The sequence below is a fragment of the Sphingobacterium detergens genome, assembly GCF_003610355.1.
Classification (GTDB): Bacteria; Bacteroidota; Bacteroidia; order Sphingobacteriales; family Sphingobacteriaceae; genus Sphingobacterium; species Sphingobacterium detergens.
Map to the genome: position 1 here is coordinate 461,479 of NZ_RAPY01000002.1, position 20,396 is coordinate 481,874.

Genomic DNA, 20,396 nt, shown 5'->3' on the forward strand with positions numbered 1-20,396 from the left:
GTCGGTATAAATTCTTGGGAAACCAATCTTATTTATCATTGAAACGTTTATTAATGAAATAATAATTTGTCGCTTGCTTGATATCTTTCTTAAAATCGTTATACATATCAAATTGGTTACATGCGCAGATGATGGACTTTTGTAAGGTATCGCTATTTATCTTTAAATATGGACCAAGTTCCTTGTATATCGTGCTTTTTACTTTAGCCTTTAGGTTATCCAGTTTTTCTGGCTGAAAAATACGCAAGACAACGGCGATTGCTTTGTAACGATGCTGGATATCTTTGTAATTGATGTACTCACCCATAATCTGCTGCGAGGGTATCCCCATAAATTCACAATAACAATCGATCACCTGACTTATCTTGGAAAGATCGGGCTCATATATTTTGTCAATTGATTTCAAAATTTCGGGATGGTTCTCTTTTAAGAAACTCATAATGAAAGAATAATATAAAGTGTTCATACGCTGGGAATTGGTCTTATCTTTTCGTTGACTTGTAATTGTTGTTAAACTTTTTGGTTGCATTAGGACGGTCATCAATCTCATACTTTGTGTTTCTTTTGAAATAATATCATATTTTATGATGTGCTGATGGTTCAATCCTGTTGATCTGTTTAGCTGCGAATTTGCTGTGATGAAGCGTTCCATTTTTATGTTCTTTTAAAGTGTATATTTTTTTGTTCTGTCCTATTGCTACTAATCATTCAAAGTCATTAACAGCTTCTTTTCCCTCTAATGAGTTGCCGATAGTAAGCACTAAGTGTTCATAATGTTTGTTAAACAAAGTTAAACAAATTTGTTAATCATTCAAGGTTTTTAATGTTAATTTTGTTGAATATTTTGTCTCTAATAGAAATTGTTAAACTTATTTGTTTAATTGTAATATATTGATAATAAGTTATTAATATATTTATTTTATTTATTTATTTGTTTAGGTTTAATATCTTGTGTAACTTAGTGTCAGATTGTTATGAATTAGTGTAACATTTGTTAAATACCCTATAAAAACATGGAAACTTATCCGGATAATAATTTTGAGATTTTACGCTTGGAGATGGGAATTACCAATCGGGAATTTGCGGGCTTATTGGGGGTGCGTGAACAGGTGTATTCGCGTATAAAGAAGGGTGAATATCCGATCGGTCTCACCATGAAAACCCGTATTCAAAATGCTTTTCCCAAAGTTCAGTACGATTGGCTGCTTTATGGAAAAGGAGAACGAAATCAGTCTGGTGCAATCATTCAGCCTGATACTGTTTCCATGGTCAATGTAGGAAACGGAAAATCTATTGGATATTTTTCCAGTGATGTCAACTTTATTGACGAGAATAAGAACAATATATTCTTTGAGGTGTCTCCTGGACGCTATTTGATGCAAACTAAGCTCGTGACCGAGAAGGCAAAAGCTGGTTATCTTTCGGGATTTTCGGACACTGAGTACATGGATGATTTACCTGCACATTTTATTACCGTGAATGAATTTCACAAAGGAGCTTACCGTTCTTTTGAAGTGAGTGGTGATAGTATGACAGACGGGACTGATGCTAGTGTCCTTGACGGCGATATTGTTACTGGACGTTTGATTAAACGAGAATTGTGGCAGTCAAAATTTCATACCCATAAATATAGATATTGGGTCGTCGTACATCGATATGAAGGAGTGATTATTAAGGAAATTGCTCATCACGATGTCGCTAATGGAATCCTTACATTACGTTCCCTCAATACGGACAAAGCTACTTATCCAGACTTTGAAGTCAGCTTGGATGATGTGGATCAGATCTTTAATGTTGTTGATATCAGCCGCTCATTATAAAGATGTTCAGTACATTTTTGTTTTCCACTGGACATCTTTGAAATGATCAACCATAATCAGACCTTGTTTCGCAAATAAAACCCGCTTTTATTTGCGAAACAAGATTCCTGTTGCTCCTGCATATAGCTACTTGTATATGCCCAATTGTATCACCGCTTTCTCGTCCTAACGCTGTTTGGAATAATAAAGAGATTCTTTATGTCCGGAAAATATAAACCTTATGGCTCACAACTTGTTAGTTTTTAAACTAAAAAATATAGTAAATAAAACTAATTAAATTAGTTTTATTTACTATATTTGAATATGAATTGGAAGCAGATGAACATGTTTAATGTATGGTGTCTTAGCGTCGAACAGTATATATAATATACGCTATGACAAACAACCATATATAAAGGATATTGGTTGCTCATTATTCTTACATGTTCATTGCTTTCAATTTCTATAAATCTAAGTGGTTAAATACGGCGTGTGCAGAGCATACGAGAAATAGAAACTTTAGAGAGATGAATATCCCATTGACGAATGATATCCTTCAGGACTTAAAATGTAAAGGCTATAATATACTTAAGTCTGAGAATACTGTGGAAGATACGAATCAGTATTTTGTTCCGATAAAAGTGAATGATTTGTGGAGATTTCTGGAAGAGTTTAACAAAGAGTCTGCAACAATAGTGGTCGAAGATATCCTCGATGTTTCTGAGGGAGCCTTGGAAGGTAAATTTATTAGGGTATTTTAGAACTTAATCTAATTTCAAGTATAGATCCCGGAGCGTATCGTGGAGATAGACTGTTCATAGGGGCTGCCATTTACTAATCCATCATATGTTTATTTTTAAGGCCAGGTTTTTCAACCTGGCTTTTTGTGTTTAAAAGAAGCGTTCCAAGTCCCAAAAGCAAACCCTTTCGGATTTGGAAAATGATTATCGGGGGATGCCAACAAAATTAGATAAACTAGGGCTGTTTGACCTTCTTGGCTCTCCTGTTGTAAAGAGATTCCCCGGGCAATAATCTCTGTAAACTCTAGTATGACACCCCTCAAATGGATTAATGGAATTTTATCCTACCAGCAATTACACTTATTAATAGTCTGATATGAGATGTTGTGCTACTTAGTTTTGTCGCTTTTGGTTTGTAACAGAGGAATAAATTTCTCATAACCTTCCGCTTTCATTTGATCTTTTGGGATAAAGCGTAGTGAAGCACTGTTGATACAATAACGTAGTCCCCCTTGTTCAGTCGGCCCATCATTAAAAACATGGCCTAAATGAGCGTCACCTGTTTTGCTTCTCACTTCAGTTCTATTCATCCCAAAAGACCTATCGCTTTTTTCGGCAATCAGCCGATCATTGATCGGTTTAGAAAAGCTTGGCCATCCGCAATCGGATTCAAACTTATCGGTAGAAATAAATAGGGGCTCGCCGGTGGTAACGTCAACATAAATGCCTTCCCGAAATTCATTCCAATAAGCATTGTCAAAAGCCTTTTCAGTAGCATTGTTTTGAGTAACATCATATTGTAATGCAGTCAGCTCCTTTTTCAGTGTTTTTTTGTCCACTTTATTGTACTTAGCCGGTTTTGGATTTGCCTGTCGCGCTTTCTCAAATAGGTCAGCAGGAATATGGCAGTAACCCTGAGGATTTTTCTCTAAATAATTTTGATGATAATTTTCAGCAGTATAGAAATTCCGTAGGGGACCAATTTCTACAACAAGCTTTGAGCTATAGCTCTTTGCAAGCTGACCAATCTCATCCCGGATTGTTTTTTCATCCTCTTTCTTTGTAAAGTAAATTCCTGTCCGATATTGAGTACCAATATCATTACCCTGTTTATCCATGCTTGTCGGGTCAATTGTTTTAAAGTATAAGTCGATCAACAATTTCAAATCAACTAGCGTAGGATCATAATCGACTTTTACGGCTTCTACAAACCCAGTATTGCCCGTTGATACCTGTTCATAGCTCGGTTTGGCAAGATTCCCATTCGCATACCCAACTTCTGTAGCTGTTACCCCTCTTATTTGTTTGAAGTAATGTTCTGTCCCCCAAAAGCAGCCTCCCGCAAAGTAGATTTCGCTAGTTTTACTGTTATGAGCTGAGTTCTTTTCTGGAGCTGATGCTTTCTCTTCTCCTTGTGAAAAGCCTATTTTGACTATTATCAAGCCTATAAAGGCGAGTATAGTGATTGTCCATATAATTTTCATGATCTTTTATTTTTTAGCTGATTGCAGTAAACTGATTCCAAAGCCAAGAAATAGTATATCCTTAAGGATAAAGAAATCTGTCACAGGAACTCCGTCTACATGTTTGAACATATTTGGTGTTGTAAAGAGATAACTTAAAGTCATCGTAAAAATAATACATACCCCAATTCCGGCGTATCGTCTCAATTGCTTAAATTTTAAACTCAGTAAGATAAGTATGGCAACAGCTATTTCAACAATACCAACAATATTGGACACCATTTGTTCACTCCATAGTTTGTATAGCCAGGAAGAGAGTGGATGATTCGCTATCAATGGCTTTATGGCCATCGCCTCCGTTGGGGTAAATTTGAAAATCCCAAGCCACAGAAGAATGAAGACCATGCCGAATGTGGAAATGTAGAAACCCCATTGTGATGATGGTGGGGAATTTTTTGTTTGCGTTATGAGATGCATTTTTCTAAAATTTTAATTTGTACTTACTGTTTCCCTTTTAGTAGCATGCACTTCAAAATCCTGACAAAAAAATCCTTTTATTTTAACTTGTCTTTTAATTTGTCTTTAAAGAGCTCTAGTTCATTTTTACTAAATTTTTCAGGAGCATCTTGTGTGAATATCTTTTTCATCATACTTTCCATTGCATGTACTTTGCGGTTATAGGCACTGCACCACTTACAGATCATAAGATGTAGCCTTAAGCGTATTTTTTGGAAAAATGGAATCTCACCAGCATTTTGCTGTTCGATAAGCAGTGTTGCTTGTTTGCAGGGCATTACCAATATATGAATGAGTTGTTTTATCATTGCTTACGAAATCATGAGATATTAAACCAGTTAAATTCCAGGCACTCCCGAAGTTGCATACGACTTCGTTGGAGGATTTTCCATAGATTAGTTGTCGTAAGGCCAGTTTCCTGACATACGCTAGCCGCTTTTTTTTCTTCTAAATAATAGAGCTTTACCGGGATAAGCCATTTTAGGGGCAATTTGTCCATACACTCGGCCATTACGCTATTAAAATCGTTGTTGTCAAGGAGGTTGTCGTCTTTTTCATTCCAGTCTTGTAGAATATCATCATGCTTCCATGATCCCTCACTATCAAAATAATGATCCAGTGGAATATTGCCTGTATGTCGGTACTTTTTACGGTAAAACTCAGCGACTTTATTCTTAAGAATAGCCATTAGCCAAGTCTTTACATTGCTCCGCCCCTGGAAAGAATGGTATGATTCGAATGCAGACATAAATACATTTTGGACTATATCTTCCGCATCTTGTCGGTCTGAAAGCAAAAAAAGAGCGCTATTGAGAAGTGTATCACTATAGATATCAATCCATTGTTGTAGATGTTTTGATCGCTTGTCCATATAGTCAATTATAATCCTATAAAATTAGAAATAGTTTTTTGATACTTCTTATCTAATCAAAATTGATTACGGCGATCACAGAATTAGCTCTCTAAAAATTGGATCATAATCACTAAAAGAACAATAAGAAGAAAGCAAATGACAGTAATTGAAAGGATATACTGTTTTTTATTCCTTTTTATGAAAAAACTGTTCGCTTTCCAAATAAAAAATATATAAGCAAGTAAGGGATAAGCTATACTAAAAATCTTTGCCCAATACGAACTGATAGCGAAGAGAAGGAAGAGGGAAATCAACAAATATGAAACCGCCAGTGATAGATGAAATTTTCTAAAATATGGGACAAAAGCCTTTATGTCAAATTGTTGCTTTTCTGTTGACGAAAGGGTGTTATATCCAGAAAGTGACGAGTCTGCATTCTCTTCAGTGACTAGAAAAGCAACTGTTGCCAAAATTACGCTTAATACTAAAACTAAAGTAATCATCTGTTAAAAATTGTTTTTTGCGATCCTATTTTGTCTATTTTCTATTGAAACCTTACTTCGTTCTTTTAGTTCCATTTTCTGTAATTCTTGGGGATTAAAGGAACTCCTTTTGGGAAATAAAACCCGTTAAAATCAAAATAAAAAAAAGTTCCAGTTTCCGCATGTCTTATCTGTAGGAGCGCTTTTAAATTTTGGGTTGTGCTGATGTACCTGTAATCGAAGCGGCCATTTCCTAAGATGGAAGCATTTCCTTGCTGCGTATTGACAAGGACCAATTGTGTCTGATCATCTTTTGCCGGAATTAAGCTAAATTCGTCGTTCAGTACAATTGTTTTATTTTGAGCGGTGATTATCTGGTTTTCAAGATTTGGTGGAGGAATCATACTACCCTGTAGTTCAATTTCATGATTGAATAGTTTTTTGATTGCTACATTCTGGTAAATTGTATGGCCTAATTTTTTAAAATGTATATCATATACTTCAACCATTTGGTTAGATTCTGGAATATTATATTTCTGGCCGAAAGCACGTTGGATCGCATTTTTGCTACCCAAGACAAATCCAACCAAAGTTATGGGGGCATCTTCATTTATTCGATATACCAGATCAAAACTTTCAAAATTCGGTAAGGAATTTATACGGGCAAAGTTTTTATCGGCACTCAAAACATCGTAGGTTTCGTCTGTTTTTAGCGCCCAGATATATTGCTTGCCATCCAAGCTTTCATTGTCCCACGCGTCATGATTTGGTTCAATGCTTTGGTATCGGGTTGTTAACTGTATAAGAGGACTTCCGGGCTTTAGGAGAGCTGAGTTTCCACCCACTTCAAAGTGATAATAACTGTCTTTGTTGATTTTCAAGCGGCCACATGTACTATCAAAATGCCCAGAAAACTGTTCCTGTCCCGAATAGGCATCAACTACAGCATCTTCCTTTTCATTTTTCGAGATAATATAACTACAGAAGTCTCCAATGACATAATATCTGTTCGGGCCATCCATTAGAGCGTCCGGATACACAGGTTCTGCTGTGGATACATCCATTAAACCCAATTTACCTTCAAATTTGAACGGAATAAGTTGGGGTCGTTCTTGAGCAAATACAAATAGTTGTATGGAAAAGAGAACACAAGTGAAAATAAATTTCATGATAAATTTACATTTAACAATGGCATCGATCACGATTGATTCGAACATTTAAACTTGAATTTACAAAAATAAATTTATTCAAGTGTTAAAGTTCTGTTGTGTACTTGTGCACTCTTCCGTTTTTTATATCTAAAAAAAACAGCTATTGGAGAAGATTACTTTATTTTTCAAAAAGCCATTTTATGCCTACAACTAACATAATGATAACGGCAATAACATATTTTATTTTAATTGCGTGTTGTTTTCTATAAGCGATGTAAATCCCCAGAGCCATGATAAGGGCAAATCCAATAATTATCCATCCAAAAGAGAAGCTGTTTCCAAGCTGAATATTGATCATATTTTTAGTTTTTATTAACGAGTTTGATCGGGTTTATAGCATGATTTTTTAATCTTTTTCGAAGGTTACGTCAGTTATTTTATAGTTGAAATTGTTTTTGTCCCTTTCACCTTCAGGTTTTTCTAATTCACTGTAATGTACAGTACCCGTCATTTTAAATGTGGTATGCGTATCGAGATTGATTTTCTCTCCGTTTTTATCAATGACATGGAAGTTTTTTAATGTATAGTTTTTTTGGTCAGCTGGGAGTTCAAATAGAACACTGTTTTTTTCTGTTCCAACAGGTAACATAACACTGAATGCTGTAAATTTCTCCGAACTGATTGCATGGGGTTTTACAACAAAATTCATTGACATGGTCTTCGATTTGCCCGATGAAAAGGTAAAGGATGGAGCATCAAATTCACCGGTTAACTCGATGGTCTTATTCTGATTGTCATAGTTGGATTCCATGGCTTTAATCGTATCTACTGATGTTCCATTACATGAATATAAGGACATTAAGCCTATGGAGGACAATAGCAGGGCGGGGATTATGTTTTGTGTTTTCATTGGATTTTTTTATTAGTTTACGTTCAAGATGATTTCATCTGAATCTTTTCTTCTTTATTTTTTATAAAAGTACAATAGAAACTGTTGCGCTTTATAGCAGGATTTAAATCCGTTGACAATGAATTTAAATCCGTATGTTCTGCTGCTTTTTTCGTCTTTTACATGATTGGTCATCTGCTATATCAGTACTTCTATTGGGGTAGACAGTATGGGAACTTATGCGTAAAAAATAGTCAGCTCAGGAAGCTGCTGGCATGAAAAGAGGGCTGCCCGATTGAGGAAGCCTTTTAAAGGAATTACAAAGAAGTCTAGAACGGCATGAAAGAAAATGTGCCGCTTTGGTCGTTATTGATCTTTGGATTTGAAAAATATAAGACTGACAATTAAAAAAACTAAGGTTAGAAAAGAGAACACAGTTCGCAGGTTATTCCAGAACACCCACGGTTGCTCAATAAGAAGGCGCATTCGTTGTAAAGCATCAGACGTCGTGCCTGCGATATCGAGCGTATCCAATTGATTGTTTAGCGGAACATTCTTTGCGGCTGTAATAATAAATACACCGATAATATAACTGGCGCATGCAGCAGCGATTAAATAGAACTTCGGAGAAGATAAATCGAAATACATCACCGACGAAGCAATTAACAATAATGGTGCTCCTAAAAAACAGATATAAAATACTGGATTTAAAATTTCTCGGTTGATATTTTGCATTGCCATCAAATAACCCTTGTCGTCCAATTTGTGAAGCCCAAGATTGACGGAAAACGTGTAGGCAAAAAAGAGCCCAGATATTAATGCCGATGTTATCACAGCAGCAGCTAAAGTGATTTCTTGTAGTTTCATTGATGGTAAGTTTAAATATCTTATATTTAATTTCTTAGGGTAAAATTCGTTATTAGCATGAATCCAAAATAGAATAAAAGCGACAATTTTATCGTTTGCCAAACGTATGGGGAGTTACTCCTGTGAAAGCTTTGAAAACTCGAATAAAATGTGATTGGTCAGAGAATCCATTCGTATAAACAATTTCGCTTATCTCCCTAAAATCATTTGTAGTTAATTGAGTGAGTGAAGATTGAAATTGGACTATTTTCGCGAATTGTTTTGCGGATATTCCAGTCTCTTTGAGAAATCTTCTTTCAAGCGTTCGGATGTGCAATTTTTCTTTTTTGGCGATCTCTTTGATAGGCACAGTGCCCTTTTTATCTATAATGAATTGAATTACACCCTTTATTGAAAAATCTAGCTTGTTTCTTTTCTGCTCAAAATAACTTATAAGAAACTTGGATATTATGATGACCTTTTCTTGAATAGTTGGAGAGGATAGGATTTCTGTAATAAGTTCATTGAGTTTTGTTTCCGGTCTATTATTTAAATCATAGCAGTTATCATTGATATTTTCGGGATTTATTTCCCAAAAAGCGCGTAATACAAATGGATAAAATTGAAAAATAATGATTTTAAAGGGGCCGTTAACGTCAATGGTAATGGGTTTGATTGTTTGGCCATATAAGAAGATTATGGGCATTTTTTTGCCATGAGGTTGAATGGTTAAGCCTGTTTCGGTTTGATGGAACAATAGCCCAGGGTATCCATCCGCAAAAAATGGAATGATCGTCTCCACGTTGCTCTTGTTTTCGAATACCATAATATTCTTGACAAACAACGCAATGGATTGATCTGGAATAATGTTTTGCGCATCCATCAGTGATATTTATTTTTATTATGAAACTCTTTATAGATCTAAATATAGATAAATCTTCACTAAATATAATTTGGTATGATTTTTAATCCTAATCTAGATAACATTACAAAAGGTTTAATGTTTTTACAAGTTCCCTTGCTGCTGCGCTTCCGGCGCGGTTAGCTCCGATTGTGGAGGCAGAGGGACCATAGCCGACCAGATGAATGCGGGGTTCCTTGGCAATCCTTGTGGCCAGTCTCCCATCCATTAAGATCCCTCCATTTTCTTCCCTAGGTAGTACAGCATCTAAATGTTCCAATGCGCTTTTGAAGCCCGTATTCCAGAGGATAATATCTGCTTTTTCTTCGCTTCCATCTTCCCATTTTACACCGGTTTTAGTGATTTCACTAAACATGGGCAGTCGTGTGAGTACCCCTCGTTTTTCCATCGCCCGGATTTCTGGTGAATAAGGTAGCCCCGTCACGGATACAACTGATAGCGGTGGTAACCCTTGCCGCACACGCTCTTCTACCATAGCAACAGCATTGTGACCAGCCATATCATCAAAAGGGCCTTCACGAAATAGTGGGGGACGTCGTGTGACCCATGTTGTTGTAGTCACTTCCGAAATCTGGTCCAACAATTGGATGGCAGATATACCGCCACCGACTATAATAACATGCTTGTTTCTGAAATAGTCCGCTGTTTTGAAATCTTTTGTATGAAGTTGCTCTCCTTGAAATAGTGTTGCTCCCGGGTAGAAAGGAATATAAGGATTCTCCCAGGTACCCGTGGCGTTAATAATGCCCGCTGCGGAAAACAACGTTTCAGTAGTATCTATATGAAAACGTTGCCCATGCGAGGACACCTTATCAACTTTAAGTGGTCGATAAACTTCTAGCCCATACCTTTTTTCATAGAGATCGAAATAATGTGGGACAGCTATATTTGCCTGTACCTCAGTCTCATTATTTGTCAATGTTTCTTCAAATGACATACCTGGTAGGTCATGGATTTTGTTAACCGTACTTAATGTGAGCGAAGACCAGCGAAATTGCCAAGCACCACCAGGAGCGGGGGCTTCATCTAAAATAATGAAGTCCCGATTAATCTCCAATCCCAATTTCTTTAAATGATAAGCAGAAGAAAGCCCGGCTTGTCCTGCACCGATTATCGCAATTTTGGTTTTGTAACGAATATTGTTTATCATCAATTAGGATATCTAGCGCCAGCCTAACTCAGGTGCAACATGTTCCAAAATAGCCGAAAGTACATGAATATTGTAATCTACACCCAAAGTATTCGGAATTGTCAGAAGCACGGTATCAGCTTCTTGGATAGCTTCGTCCTGAGCCAGTTCTTTGACGAGCTGATCAGGCTCGGCTGCATAACTACGGCCAAAAATAGCGCGTTTGTCCGCTTCAATGAAACCTATCTTGTCGGCCCGATCTGCTTCCTGTCCAAAATAATACCTATCTAAATCATCAACCAATGCAAAAATTGATCGACTGACTGAAACTCTGGGTTCGCCAGGATGTCCAGCTTCTTTCCAGGTTTGTTTATATAGACGTATCTGTTCCGCCTGTTGTATATGGAAAGGCTTTCCATTTTCGTCATACTTTAATGTGGAACTCTGTAAGTGCATCCTATTTTGAGCCGCCCATACCGCTGTGGCATTCGATGCTGCACCCCACCAGATGCGGTCTCGTAGTCCTTCAGCGTGCGGTTCTAGCCTAAGTAAGCCCGGAGGGTTCGGAAACATCGGATAGGGATTTGGTTCAGCAAAACCTTTTCCTTTAAGTTTTTCCAGAAATTCTAAAGCCTTCCTACGGCCCATATCAGCGTCGGTCTCGCCTTCAGCGAGCTCATAACCAAAATAACGCCATCCGTCTATTACCTGTTCAGGTGAACCTCTACTGATACCCAGTTGTAATCGGCCTTCTGAAATTAAATCGGCTGCCCCAGCATCTTCCACCATATAGAGTGGATTTTCATAGCGCATATCAATTACTCCTGTGCCTATTTCAATCGTATTGGTCTTCGCCCCAATGGCGGACAATAAAGGAAAGGGGGAGGCTAACTGATTGGCAAAATGATGTACACGGAAATAAGCTCCGTCTATGCCTATTTCTTCTGCTGCTACAGCTAGATCTATTGATTGAAGTAATGTGTCACTTGCTGTTTGGGTGCTATAAGCAGGGTGTTTGGACCAATGTCCAAAAGATAAAAATCCTATTTTCTTCATTCGTCGGGACGAGATTTGATGTTTATCAAATTTAATAAATCTATACTGATTTAGGACTCTTGGTTTGTCCTATGGATGTCAATAAAATAGCAATTGAAATCGTCCTCACCAATTGCCATTTGGCAATTGGTGAGGAGTATAAAAGCACTAACTTTGTATATTGATTGTACTATAATATATTCATGATGACATCCGAAAAATTGTTGAAACAGATTGATTTTATCAAGGAGATTGATAAGTTGAAATACATCCAGCGAAGGACTAAGCTTTTTAATAGTGATCGTTGTGAGAATAATGCCGAACACAGCTGGCATTTGGCGCTGATGGCTATTGTTTTAGCTGAGCATGCTGACGAGTCTGTAGATCTATTGAAAGTTATTAAGATGGTATTGATACATGACATTGTTGAAATTGATGCTGGAGATACCTTTATCTATGATAACGAAAAAGCACATAGTAATACGGAGGAAGAGCGTTTAGCCGCCAAACGAATATTTGGAATGTTACCGGAGCAGCAAGCGGAAGAACTCATTTCGATCTGGGAGGAGTTTGAAGCTGGGGCGACTCGCGAAGCGCAGTTCGCCAAAGCAATGGACCGATTGGAACCACTGTTGCAGAATAGTTCCAATAATGGAGGGACCTGGAATGAACCTGGTGTAAACTATGATAAGGTGTATGCAAAAAAGAGTGTGATCAAAGATGGTTCACCTGTATTATGGGAATATGCCGAAAGTTTAATTGATGATGGTGTGAAAAGGGGAATTTTGAAGAAAAGCTGATTTTATTATTCCCAAATTTAATACTGATTCTCAATTACAGTTCCAGGTTTTGAGACAGCCCCAAATTGAACGTATTTTATATAATAGCTGTTTTATTAAATGACTTCGTGCTAAAATCAAAAAGCGCTTGGAATTAAAATTCAATATTACCATTCTCACAATGATGCTGAAAATTTATTTTGACCCGACCTTATTTGCTTGTTTTCTTCACTTGTAAATCAAAGGTATTGGTATACCCTAGGATTTCGCCTGTAGTGATATGCATGGCGAGATAACTAAGAGGGTAAGTAAAATTATCAAAATTGCTTTTTATCCGATGACTTAATGTCGAAAGTGTACTTTTAATCTCCTGAAGATTAATAGCATGACGAATAAAAGTGTCCTTACTTCCATCTCTATAATAGACGAGCAGTTTTGTTGTATTGAGTACTTGCTCATCAATATTATCCAATGGATTTCCTTCTAACAGTTTATCAATAGCTCTGTTCATGTCAGGTCTAGTGAAATCGCTTTCCGCCGCGATAACAAGTTGATAACCATAATTGACGGATATGATGAAATAGGGTGAATAACCCAATTTCTTGAGATTATTTAAATCAGATTCTTGGTAATTTGAAAAATAATCAACCTGGTCGGTATCTAAAGTTAATCGTCTTACCAATGTGTGCCTGAAGGTACTGTGAGTCTTTTGGACAGTTGTTGAATCACCGTGTTTTACGAGATTGAGTACTTTTTCGATGTCCTTATTTAACGGAATATATAATTGTATCTCGGCATAATCGGAAAAGTCTCTTGAACCCATTTCTATCGATCCTGAGAGATCTGTGTTCTTGAATAAATTGGCATAATTTAATATGCTTGTATAGGACGGAAAAAAATGGCCCATTTCTTCTTTGGCCGAATTCGCCATGACATAAATAGGGAATTTTTTTGCCATGGACTGAATATTTTCTAAATGTAGACTTTTTGTTGTGTCTTTTAGGCTCCAAAGGCTACCTAAAAACAATTGTTGATCCACAGTTTCATCAACGAAGTGCTCATGGATCACAAAACTGAATGATCTTCGTTCAAAAAGTGAGTCCTTGGGTTTGGGCACAACAACCTTCGTCGTGTCAATAGGAGTAGGTGGTTCGATTTCTGGTTTAATCACCGGATCTTTTGTACAACTTGAAATTAATCCCAATACGAATAAAAGTAATATCCAATTTTTTATAAGCATTTTTTTCTTTGATATATAAACAAATATGCTTATAAAATGTGTAAATATTTTTTTTATTTAAAAATTACACATTTGTGTTTAATTTTTTGTAGTTAAAATTAGTTTGAGGTCTCTGTGGAAGTCTGCTGAAATAGTTATTCGTTTTTTCTGTTTATTCAAACGAATATTAAATCAATGCTGGCGAATTGTAAATGTGAGATTATGGTAAGGTGTATTTTATATACATTTATTTTGCAATCAGGTATGAATTATATAAAATCAAGAACAAGTACATGAACACGACACATCTTGGTAAATTTGAGCATGACCGTACAATTATTGATAAGTATGTGAAAAGTTCTGCTTTTGGAAAGAACAAGCTTGTCTATGCGCCTTTGATTATAGGCATAGGTTTACTCTGTTTCCTCGCATTTGCTATTTTTGAAGGACTGGTCGAAACTATTGGTATAGGTGCCATTAGTATCATGTCGGTTATTGTGGTTGTCTGCTTTATTTTGGTAGCAGTTATTAATCGCTCTGCACATAAAAAACTTTATGAAGAGACTAAGACGGCGCCTGTATGTATCGCAAAGAAAGTCTACGGAAATGATGTGCAAAATATCTACTACTGTATCTATAGTACTGGAGAGACGAGACACGACAGCTCCTTTATCAATAAAATCGCTGAAAAAATTTTTGCTATTCCAACGAATACCAATGACAAGATAGATAAGGAAATTCTGGATCTTTTCAAGATAGATTTTGTGAAACCTGGAGAATTTGCGAAAAAACTTCCTTTGGCATTTACAGATGGGGTAGCGGTTTGGAGACGACAATTTGCATTAGGCAATCTGCCAAAAGATGCCCAACAGACGATCGAAGATAATGATAGGCAGTTTTGTGTGGTAGCGATCGTTCCTGAAAATCCACGTATACTTACAGAACAGTTTTCTTAAGAAGCCATTTAAATCAATATACTAACTGAGCCACATTTTGTCGAATGTGGCTTTTTTGTTTTTTGGAGGATTTTTATGCGTCCTTATCAGTTGATGACGTCCAATATTTAGGATTGGAGAGTATAAAACTAACAATATCGCCTATGACTTTCATGACCAGGGTATATCCTGAAAGCATCATAAACATTGGAATATAAAGTTTGAAAAAAGGAACTGCTACTAACTCTCTCGGACTGGCATTCGAATAAGTCAAACGTGCTTTGTTATTTTTATAATAAAAGATAGCATTCGATACTGCCCATATTGCTGGGTAAAAATCTGAAGTCTGAAACACAAAAGTGTTGTTGTGTGTGACCCTGTTGATAACAAGAACAATTGCTGTTAAAAATACCGTAAAAAAGCAAAGCAAAATAAAGAAGATTGTTGTATAAACCCAATTACCAGTTTCGTCCTTTTCAATATAGGTTCCAAATGATTTTCTGTTTTTATCCGATTTTTTACGCGTGCGGTTCAACCTTATTTTTTTTATCGTGTATTTAATCGGCGTATTCTTGAGGAGTATATAATGTGCTACTGCATATGCAAATGTTTGAATCGACTGGGCGAGAATGATGTTATAATTATATATCGCATCATCACCGTATAAATAAACAATCAATAGATTAAGCAATAAGACACTCCAGAATAAGGGATCTCTTAAAAGGTATTTTGGAACTAATTTTTTATTGGCCACGATTAATTTTAATTTTTGAACCTGACTTTCAAACTATCTCATCCCAATAAGAGGGTAAGATACTCATCAGATTCCATTTCGAACAAATGTAATCAAATATAAAAATGCTCGATGTGTATTAAAAGGAAAAAAGAGATTGTTTACCGACCAAAATCTGCTTTTTACCGAAAATATATGGGATAAGAGCTCCTTATTTGGGAAATTGGACCATCATAATTTAATCGCTATAGGTATGGTACATTTCTTTAATGCGTTGATCATTTTGTTGTTTTTTATGGTTTTAACTTTGTTTTCGAATATCGAGACAAAAAAACATAATGAAGCGTTCTCTGATGCTCTACAAGTCTATCATACGGATTCAGTAGGTACATCTGACAAGAGGGAACTGACCGATTTACAGCGCTTATCAATCGATAAGCAGTAGAGTGATCTAAACAGTTGGACGATAAGGTGTTTTATGCTTAACGCATAGAAAAAAAAGCGAAATGAAGGCATGATTCGGTGATGAGAGTATACTAGCATTCTTTAAAATTAAGTGAGATCCGATACTATGAAAAGAGTTGAAATATTTAAAACGAATGTCAATAAATATAGAGAAGCACAACAAATCATTGTGACGCTTCTACAGCTGTTCTCCTCCTATAAAGTTAACTTTGATCTTGACGACGAGGAACGGATTTTAAGGATTGAATCTTCACAATCGGATATCGAGATAGGTGGGATTGTCAAACAGATGCTCGATTGGGGCTACCAATGTGAACGTATAGAATAACGATGAGTGTCCACGATAGTGGACTTAGCTATAAATGAAATGGGGCTCCGCATAGAATAATAAAAAAAGGTTTTTTTTAATTAATTATTAGACTTACTTTCGATTCCAGTATCTCTCCTCCAGACAAAGCTTCTATACCGAAATGAAAATGTCTATGATGGAGGTTCTTTAATAACATCATGTTCGAAATGAAATATTGTAAAAATATCATTCTTTTTATAGCCATAATTTATAGCTGTATCTCTTTTGCACAAACCAAAAGTAATGTGCTTTCTGGCTGTCAATCCGAAGTATTGCATTCTAATATTTTAAACGAAAAGCGGACGATCAATATCTTTCTTCCTAATAATTATCAGGCCAACGATACGGTAACTTATCCTGTCATCTATGTCTTGGACGGGGGTATGGAAGAAGACTTTTTTCATATTGCGGGAATTGTTCGTTTTGATACCCAACCTTGGATTGCGAGATTCCCCAATAGTATTGTTGTTGGGATCGAGGGAAATACCCGAAAACGTGATTTTACTTTCGCTGTTCCAAACGTTGATTTCCTAGAGAAAGAAGGTTTTCAAAAAAGCAGTTTTCCTACCTATGGCGGATCCGAAAAATACATGGGTTTTCTAAAAGATGAATTACTGCCCCATATCAGTAAAAACTATAGGGTAAACAAGGAACGGACGGTTATTGGAGAGTCGCTAGCTGGGCTTTTCTCAGCCGAAATACTACTTAAACAACCTGATCTCTTTGATAATTATATTATTGTCAGTCCGAGTCTGTGGTGGGGACAGCAGGAGCTATTGAAAAATACCGAAAAGCTATTGGAGGCTAATTTGAGAAAAAAAGTGCGTGTATATCTGGGAGTACCCAATAGGGATGAAGATATTAGAATGTACCAGGATGCTGAAGCGTTTTATAAAATTATAGGTAACAATAAGAAGATGGATGTTATCTTTGATTATATGCCTGAAGAATTACATTCAACAGTTATCCATCAGGCTGTATATAATGCATTTAAGAAATTATATCCAAAAACAGCTTATTCCAAGTAGTTTACTTATATGATTTTTCGAGTTCTTTGACCAAGCTTTTAGGCATGCTATCTAACATTCCATTCGTCTCTCAGTATTGACATGATTAATTTGTCATGGAATTTATTGTCTCTATAACATGCTTGACGCATTCTTCCTTCAATTTTGAAACCAGCATTCTTATATGCCTTGATGGCAGCATAATTTGGTTCCGATACAGTAAGCATAATACGATTGAGATTTAATTCTTCAAATCCAGCGTCAACAATCATTTTGGTTACCTGCGTGCCAAATCCCTTTCCCCATTGATTGCGATCCCCTATAAAGATAAAATACTCGCCAAGTTTGTTTGTAATAGAGATATTGCAAATCCCAGCATAACCAATAGGAATATCTGAATTGGAAAGAAAAATCCCTCTATTGTAATTTTTTGAATCATTGATGACTGATATATACCATTCATCAATATTTTCCTTTGTATTTAACGATTGAAATAACGAAAGTGAATATTTAATTGCCTCTGGATCATTGAGCCATGTATAAAATGGTGTGACATTTTGGATTGATAGAGGTTTTAGAAATATCGATATGTCCATTTATTTGAGCGCCTTTTCTTATTTTAAATAATTGAATTGGGAATTTGTTTTATTGCTTTTCTTGCCATTTGTGGGGCGTAACTTTAATTAGGTTCCAAAGGTTTAACACTTCATACTCCATCTCTAGTTCTAAACCTAAAATAAGCAGTTCGATTTTTTCAATTGAAATTGCTGTCCACTTGCTTAAAAATAATAAAATATTTTATCTTATTTAGTTTAGGGAATTGAACAAACTTAGCTTGATGAGCTGTTTTGCCCACTATTATTTTTCTGTAGTTTCCACATATACATGATAATCAAAGTCAATAACACAGAAAAAATAAAATAACGCCATGCTAATCCATTCTGTGTGGTTACTTTGCCACTAATAGCCACAATAAAATTAGACAGTGATGTCACAATGTAAACCATTCCGCCCATTAGACCGCCTGCGGTACCCGCATGTTTTGGGAAAAATAACATGCTGTTGGTGAAAAAGCTCGTAAATAAAACACCTGAAATTATATGAATAAAAAATGCAAAGCCAACCATGATATATAGGCTTTGCTGGAACATACTCACTACGATTAAAGCGACAATAAGTGAAGCCTGGAATAGAACAGGAGCTATGATCCGAGGGACGAAATCAAGATGCATACGCTTTTTCGTAACAAACCCACCAATCATCCATGAAAAACCCAGTATCAACGTACAGTAACCAATTGTGACGGATGAAAAGTGAAATGTATTTTCAATAATAAATGGCCCCGTCATATTGAATAGCATTACAATGGAGTAACTAAATCCCAGTACCAGGATGCCCAATATAAAAAGCTTGTTTTGTAACATCATTTTATATAGGTTGAGATTGTCCCTTAGGTTAATCTTTTTCTTTTCGGCAATACTTTCCCCACTGTACAACACTTCAAATAATAATAAGGCGCCAGCGTAGAAAGCAAGAAAATAAAAATTAGCCTGCCAATCGAATAGTTTTTCAAGATAACCTCCTAAAAAAGGCGCTAGTATTGGGCCACATGACCAGACGATGGTAAAATAGCTTAGGTAATTTTTTAACCGATCACCTGCATATAGATCGACGAAAAGTGCGCGTGTAGCCACCACCAAAATAGATATGGCTATACCTTGCACGACTCTTAATAAGCAAATAAGTAACACGCTATGTGTGTGGGTTATCAATAAGCTGCTTAATATCAGAAGCGTTAATGCCAGAAGCTTCGGTCTATATCGACCTATGCTGTCTAGAATATTACCTATAAATAGCTGGGAAATGCCGTAGCTCAATAGGTAACTGGTCAATGTTAATTGAATATCTCGTTCGTGAACAAGTAGACTTTTGGCCATTGCCGGAAACGAAGGTAGATAGATATCTGTTACAAATCCTGAAAGGGGCATGGATACAAAAGCCATGAACGTTACTAACCTGATGCGCTGTGCGGAAGCTTCTTTCAACATTTTTACTCTTTTTTGTTAAACAAAACTAGAGACTTTTTGGCTAATACCGATGCTATCTGACAAAGTAAAAATTACGAAAATCAAATATCATTTGTTTTTCTGTCTAAACTTGAGCGGAGATGTCTCTGCATTTTTCTTAAAGAAGTTGTTGAAATGAGCTGGTTCATCAAACCCAAGGGTATAACCGATCTCAGCGACATTCCAATCTGTATAGATCAATAGATTTTTGGCCTCCTCATAGATTTTTTGTTTGATGATCTGCGTTGTTGTCTGATTGGTGACCGATTTGACAGAGGCATTGAGATGATTGACATGTACATTGAGCCTTGCCGCAAAATCGGCTGCGGTATGTAACGCAAGCGGGTAGGCGGGAGAATCCAATGGAAATTGTTTGTGAAGTAATTCATCAAACAAACGATACATCCGGATGCTGCCCGATTGATCTTGCAACTCTACATCTTCCATTCTCCACTCTAAGGCTAGATGAAGGATTGCTGCCAAATTGCTTTTGATCGCACTACAACGGAGAGGGTAACTGGAATTATTCAACCGGAACATATTATCGAATAATGTTGTAATTAAATGCAGCTGTTCTTCATCTAAAAAGATAATGGGCTTACTCCATTCTTTGAATAGCGATGTCTTTTTAAATGGTTCAAATGTCTGGCTTCCGGAAAAGAATTCTTGATTGAAAAGGCAAAAGTATCCTTCTTGTTTGTTCGTGTCACATACCCATGTATAGGGAATATTTAATGCGGGTAAAAACAGGGCAGGCCGATCGATATATAATTCATGTTGACCGTATTTGAACCATCCTTTTCCTAAAATGAGACTGATTTTGTAAAAATCGCGTCTGTTATAGGGTGTTTTAAAATCACAGTATTTGCGTGGCGAAATATTGAAATGTGATTTTCCGAGTTCAACATCTAGTATATCCCCACTATTTGTATGGAGATGGCTCAATCGTTTATAGTAATCCTGTAAAGTTTCCAGTGTTTCGCTCATGATTATGCAAAGTTACAAAAATCAAATGTAA

Annotated in this window: 24 protein-coding genes; 6 read left to right on the top strand and 18 right to left on the bottom strand. The window is 36.4% G+C overall.

The features are described from left to right. Positions 1-28: 28 nt before the first annotated feature. Positions 29-652, bottom strand: coding sequence for a hypothetical protein (locus DFQ12_RS13965; protein WP_120259672.1), 624 nt, complete (start codon positions 650-652; stop codon positions 29-31). A 361-nt stretch (positions 653-1,013) separates the two neighbouring features. Between DFQ12_RS13965 and DFQ12_RS13970 the strand changes: the two genes are divergently transcribed. Together DFQ12_RS13970 and DFQ12_RS13975 are read left to right on the top strand one after the other, a co-directional pair. Continuing rightward, positions 1,014-1,820 (top strand): LexA family transcriptional regulator, encoded by an 807-nt coding sequence (locus tag DFQ12_RS13970; RefSeq protein ID WP_120259673.1) that lies wholly within the window; start codon positions 1,014-1,016, stop codon positions 1,818-1,820. A 506-nt stretch (positions 1,821-2,326) separates the two neighbouring features. Beyond that, positions 2,327-2,560 carry a hypothetical protein gene (locus DFQ12_RS13975; protein ID WP_147420411.1) on the top strand — a complete coding sequence of 78 codons (234 nt, stop codon included), beginning with the start codon at positions 2,327-2,329 and terminating at the stop codon, positions 2,558-2,560. Between the two features lie 368 nt (positions 2,561-2,928). Here DFQ12_RS13975 and msrB read toward each other — a convergent pair whose 3' ends face one another. The 12 genes from msrB to DFQ12_RS14040 form a co-directional block, all read right to left on the bottom strand. Further along, on the bottom strand, positions 2,929-4,023 hold the full coding sequence (msrB, locus tag DFQ12_RS28575) for a peptide-methionine (R)-S-oxide reductase MsrB (RefSeq protein ID WP_120259676.1): 1,095 nt from the start codon (positions 4,021-4,023) through the stop codon (positions 2,929-2,931). Between the two features lie 6 nt (positions 4,024-4,029). After that, positions 4,030-4,479, bottom strand: a complete 450-nt coding sequence (locus DFQ12_RS13990) for a DUF417 family protein (protein WP_120259677.1) — start codon at positions 4,477-4,479, stop codon at positions 4,030-4,032. A 77-nt stretch (positions 4,480-4,556) separates the two neighbouring features. Continuing rightward, positions 4,557-4,826 (bottom strand): hypothetical protein, encoded by a 270-nt coding sequence (locus DFQ12_RS13995; protein WP_120259678.1) that lies wholly within the window; start codon positions 4,824-4,826, stop codon positions 4,557-4,559. Between the two features lie 11 nt (positions 4,827-4,837). Next, the gene (locus tag DFQ12_RS14000) at positions 4,838-5,389 is read right to left on the bottom strand and encodes a sigma-70 family RNA polymerase sigma factor (RefSeq protein ID WP_120259679.1); all 552 of its coding nucleotides are present in this window, start codon (positions 5,387-5,389) and stop codon (positions 4,838-4,840) included. A gap of 83 nt (positions 5,390-5,472) precedes the next feature. Beyond that, positions 5,473-5,874, bottom strand: a complete 402-nt coding sequence (locus tag DFQ12_RS14005; RefSeq protein ID WP_120259680.1) for a DUF3784 domain-containing protein — start codon at positions 5,872-5,874, stop codon at positions 5,473-5,475. A gap of 65 nt (positions 5,875-5,939) precedes the next feature. After that, entirely contained in the window at positions 5,940-7,022 is a 1,083-nt protein-coding gene (locus tag DFQ12_RS14010) for a hypothetical protein (RefSeq protein WP_147420412.1), read from the bottom strand. A 160-nt stretch (positions 7,023-7,182) separates the two neighbouring features. After that, a complete protein-coding gene (locus tag DFQ12_RS14015; protein WP_120259682.1) occupies positions 7,183-7,362 on the bottom strand; it encodes a hypothetical protein in 180 nt (59 codons plus the stop codon). 48 nt (positions 7,363-7,410) lie between these two features. Further along, positions 7,411-7,914 (bottom strand): hypothetical protein, encoded by a 504-nt coding sequence (locus DFQ12_RS14020; protein WP_120259683.1) that lies wholly within the window; start codon positions 7,912-7,914, stop codon positions 7,411-7,413. A gap of 345 nt (positions 7,915-8,259) precedes the next feature. Next, positions 8,260-8,760 (bottom strand): anthrone oxygenase family protein, encoded by a 501-nt coding sequence (locus DFQ12_RS14025; RefSeq protein WP_147420413.1) that lies wholly within the window; start codon positions 8,758-8,760, stop codon positions 8,260-8,262. Positions 8,761-8,848: 88 nt separating this feature from the next. Then, positions 8,849-9,622 (bottom strand): helix-turn-helix domain-containing protein, encoded by a 774-nt coding sequence (locus DFQ12_RS14030; protein WP_120259685.1) that lies wholly within the window; start codon positions 9,620-9,622, stop codon positions 8,849-8,851. Positions 9,623-9,725: 103 nt separating this feature from the next. Beyond that, positions 9,726-10,811, bottom strand: a complete 1,086-nt coding sequence (locus tag DFQ12_RS14035; protein ID WP_120259686.1) for an NAD(P)-binding domain-containing protein — start codon at positions 10,809-10,811, stop codon at positions 9,726-9,728. A gap of 12 nt (positions 10,812-10,823) precedes the next feature. Further along, positions 10,824-11,846, bottom strand: coding sequence for an LLM class flavin-dependent oxidoreductase (locus DFQ12_RS14040; protein ID WP_120259687.1), 1,023 nt, complete (start codon positions 11,844-11,846; stop codon positions 10,824-10,826). A gap of 182 nt (positions 11,847-12,028) precedes the next feature. On the opposite strand from DFQ12_RS14040, the gene DFQ12_RS14045 reads away from it, so the two are divergent. Then, positions 12,029-12,625 (top strand): HD domain-containing protein, encoded by a 597-nt coding sequence (locus DFQ12_RS14045; protein ID WP_244211747.1) that lies wholly within the window; start codon positions 12,029-12,031, stop codon positions 12,623-12,625. Positions 12,626-12,815: 190 nt separating this feature from the next. On the opposite strand, the gene DFQ12_RS14050 is transcribed toward DFQ12_RS14045, so the two are convergent. Beyond that, positions 12,816-13,844, bottom strand: a complete 1,029-nt coding sequence (locus tag DFQ12_RS14050) for a hypothetical protein (RefSeq protein WP_120259688.1) — start codon at positions 13,842-13,844, stop codon at positions 12,816-12,818. A gap of 272 nt (positions 13,845-14,116) precedes the next feature. On the opposite strand from DFQ12_RS14050, the gene DFQ12_RS14055 reads away from it, so the two are divergent. Beyond that, positions 14,117-14,779 (top strand): hypothetical protein, encoded by a 663-nt coding sequence (locus tag DFQ12_RS14055; RefSeq protein WP_120259689.1) that lies wholly within the window; start codon positions 14,117-14,119, stop codon positions 14,777-14,779. A gap of 73 nt (positions 14,780-14,852) precedes the next feature. Here DFQ12_RS14055 and DFQ12_RS14060 read toward each other — a convergent pair whose 3' ends face one another. Further along, positions 14,853-15,512, bottom strand: a complete 660-nt coding sequence (locus DFQ12_RS14060; protein WP_120259690.1) for a hypothetical protein — start codon at positions 15,510-15,512, stop codon at positions 14,853-14,855. A gap of 550 nt (positions 15,513-16,062) precedes the next feature. Between DFQ12_RS14060 and DFQ12_RS14070 the strand changes: the two genes are divergently transcribed. Beyond that, positions 16,063-16,284, top strand: coding sequence for a methyltransferase type 11 (locus DFQ12_RS14070; RefSeq protein ID WP_120259692.1), 222 nt, complete (start codon positions 16,063-16,065; stop codon positions 16,282-16,284). 188 nt (positions 16,285-16,472) lie between these two features. Beyond that, positions 16,473-17,333: an alpha/beta hydrolase gene (locus tag DFQ12_RS14075; protein ID WP_120260013.1), complete on the top strand. Its 861-nt coding sequence runs from the start codon at positions 16,473-16,475 to the stop codon at positions 17,331-17,333. Between the two features lie 47 nt (positions 17,334-17,380). Here the strand turns inward: DFQ12_RS14075 and DFQ12_RS14080 are convergent, their stop codons facing one another. The 3 genes from DFQ12_RS14080 to DFQ12_RS14090 form a co-directional block, all read right to left on the bottom strand. Next, the gene (locus DFQ12_RS14080; RefSeq protein ID WP_120259693.1) at positions 17,381-17,908 is read right to left on the bottom strand and encodes a GNAT family N-acetyltransferase; all 528 of its coding nucleotides are present in this window, start codon (positions 17,906-17,908) and stop codon (positions 17,381-17,383) included. Positions 17,909-18,142: 234 nt separating this feature from the next. Continuing rightward, positions 18,143-19,360 carry an MFS transporter gene (locus DFQ12_RS14085; RefSeq protein WP_120259694.1) on the bottom strand — a complete coding sequence of 406 codons (1,218 nt, stop codon included), beginning with the start codon at positions 19,358-19,360 and terminating at the stop codon, positions 18,143-18,145. Between the two features lie 87 nt (positions 19,361-19,447). Beyond that, the gene (locus DFQ12_RS14090) at positions 19,448-20,365 is read right to left on the bottom strand and encodes a helix-turn-helix domain-containing protein (protein ID WP_120259695.1); all 918 of its coding nucleotides are present in this window, start codon (positions 20,363-20,365) and stop codon (positions 19,448-19,450) included. Positions 20,366-20,396 lie beyond the last annotated feature (31 nt).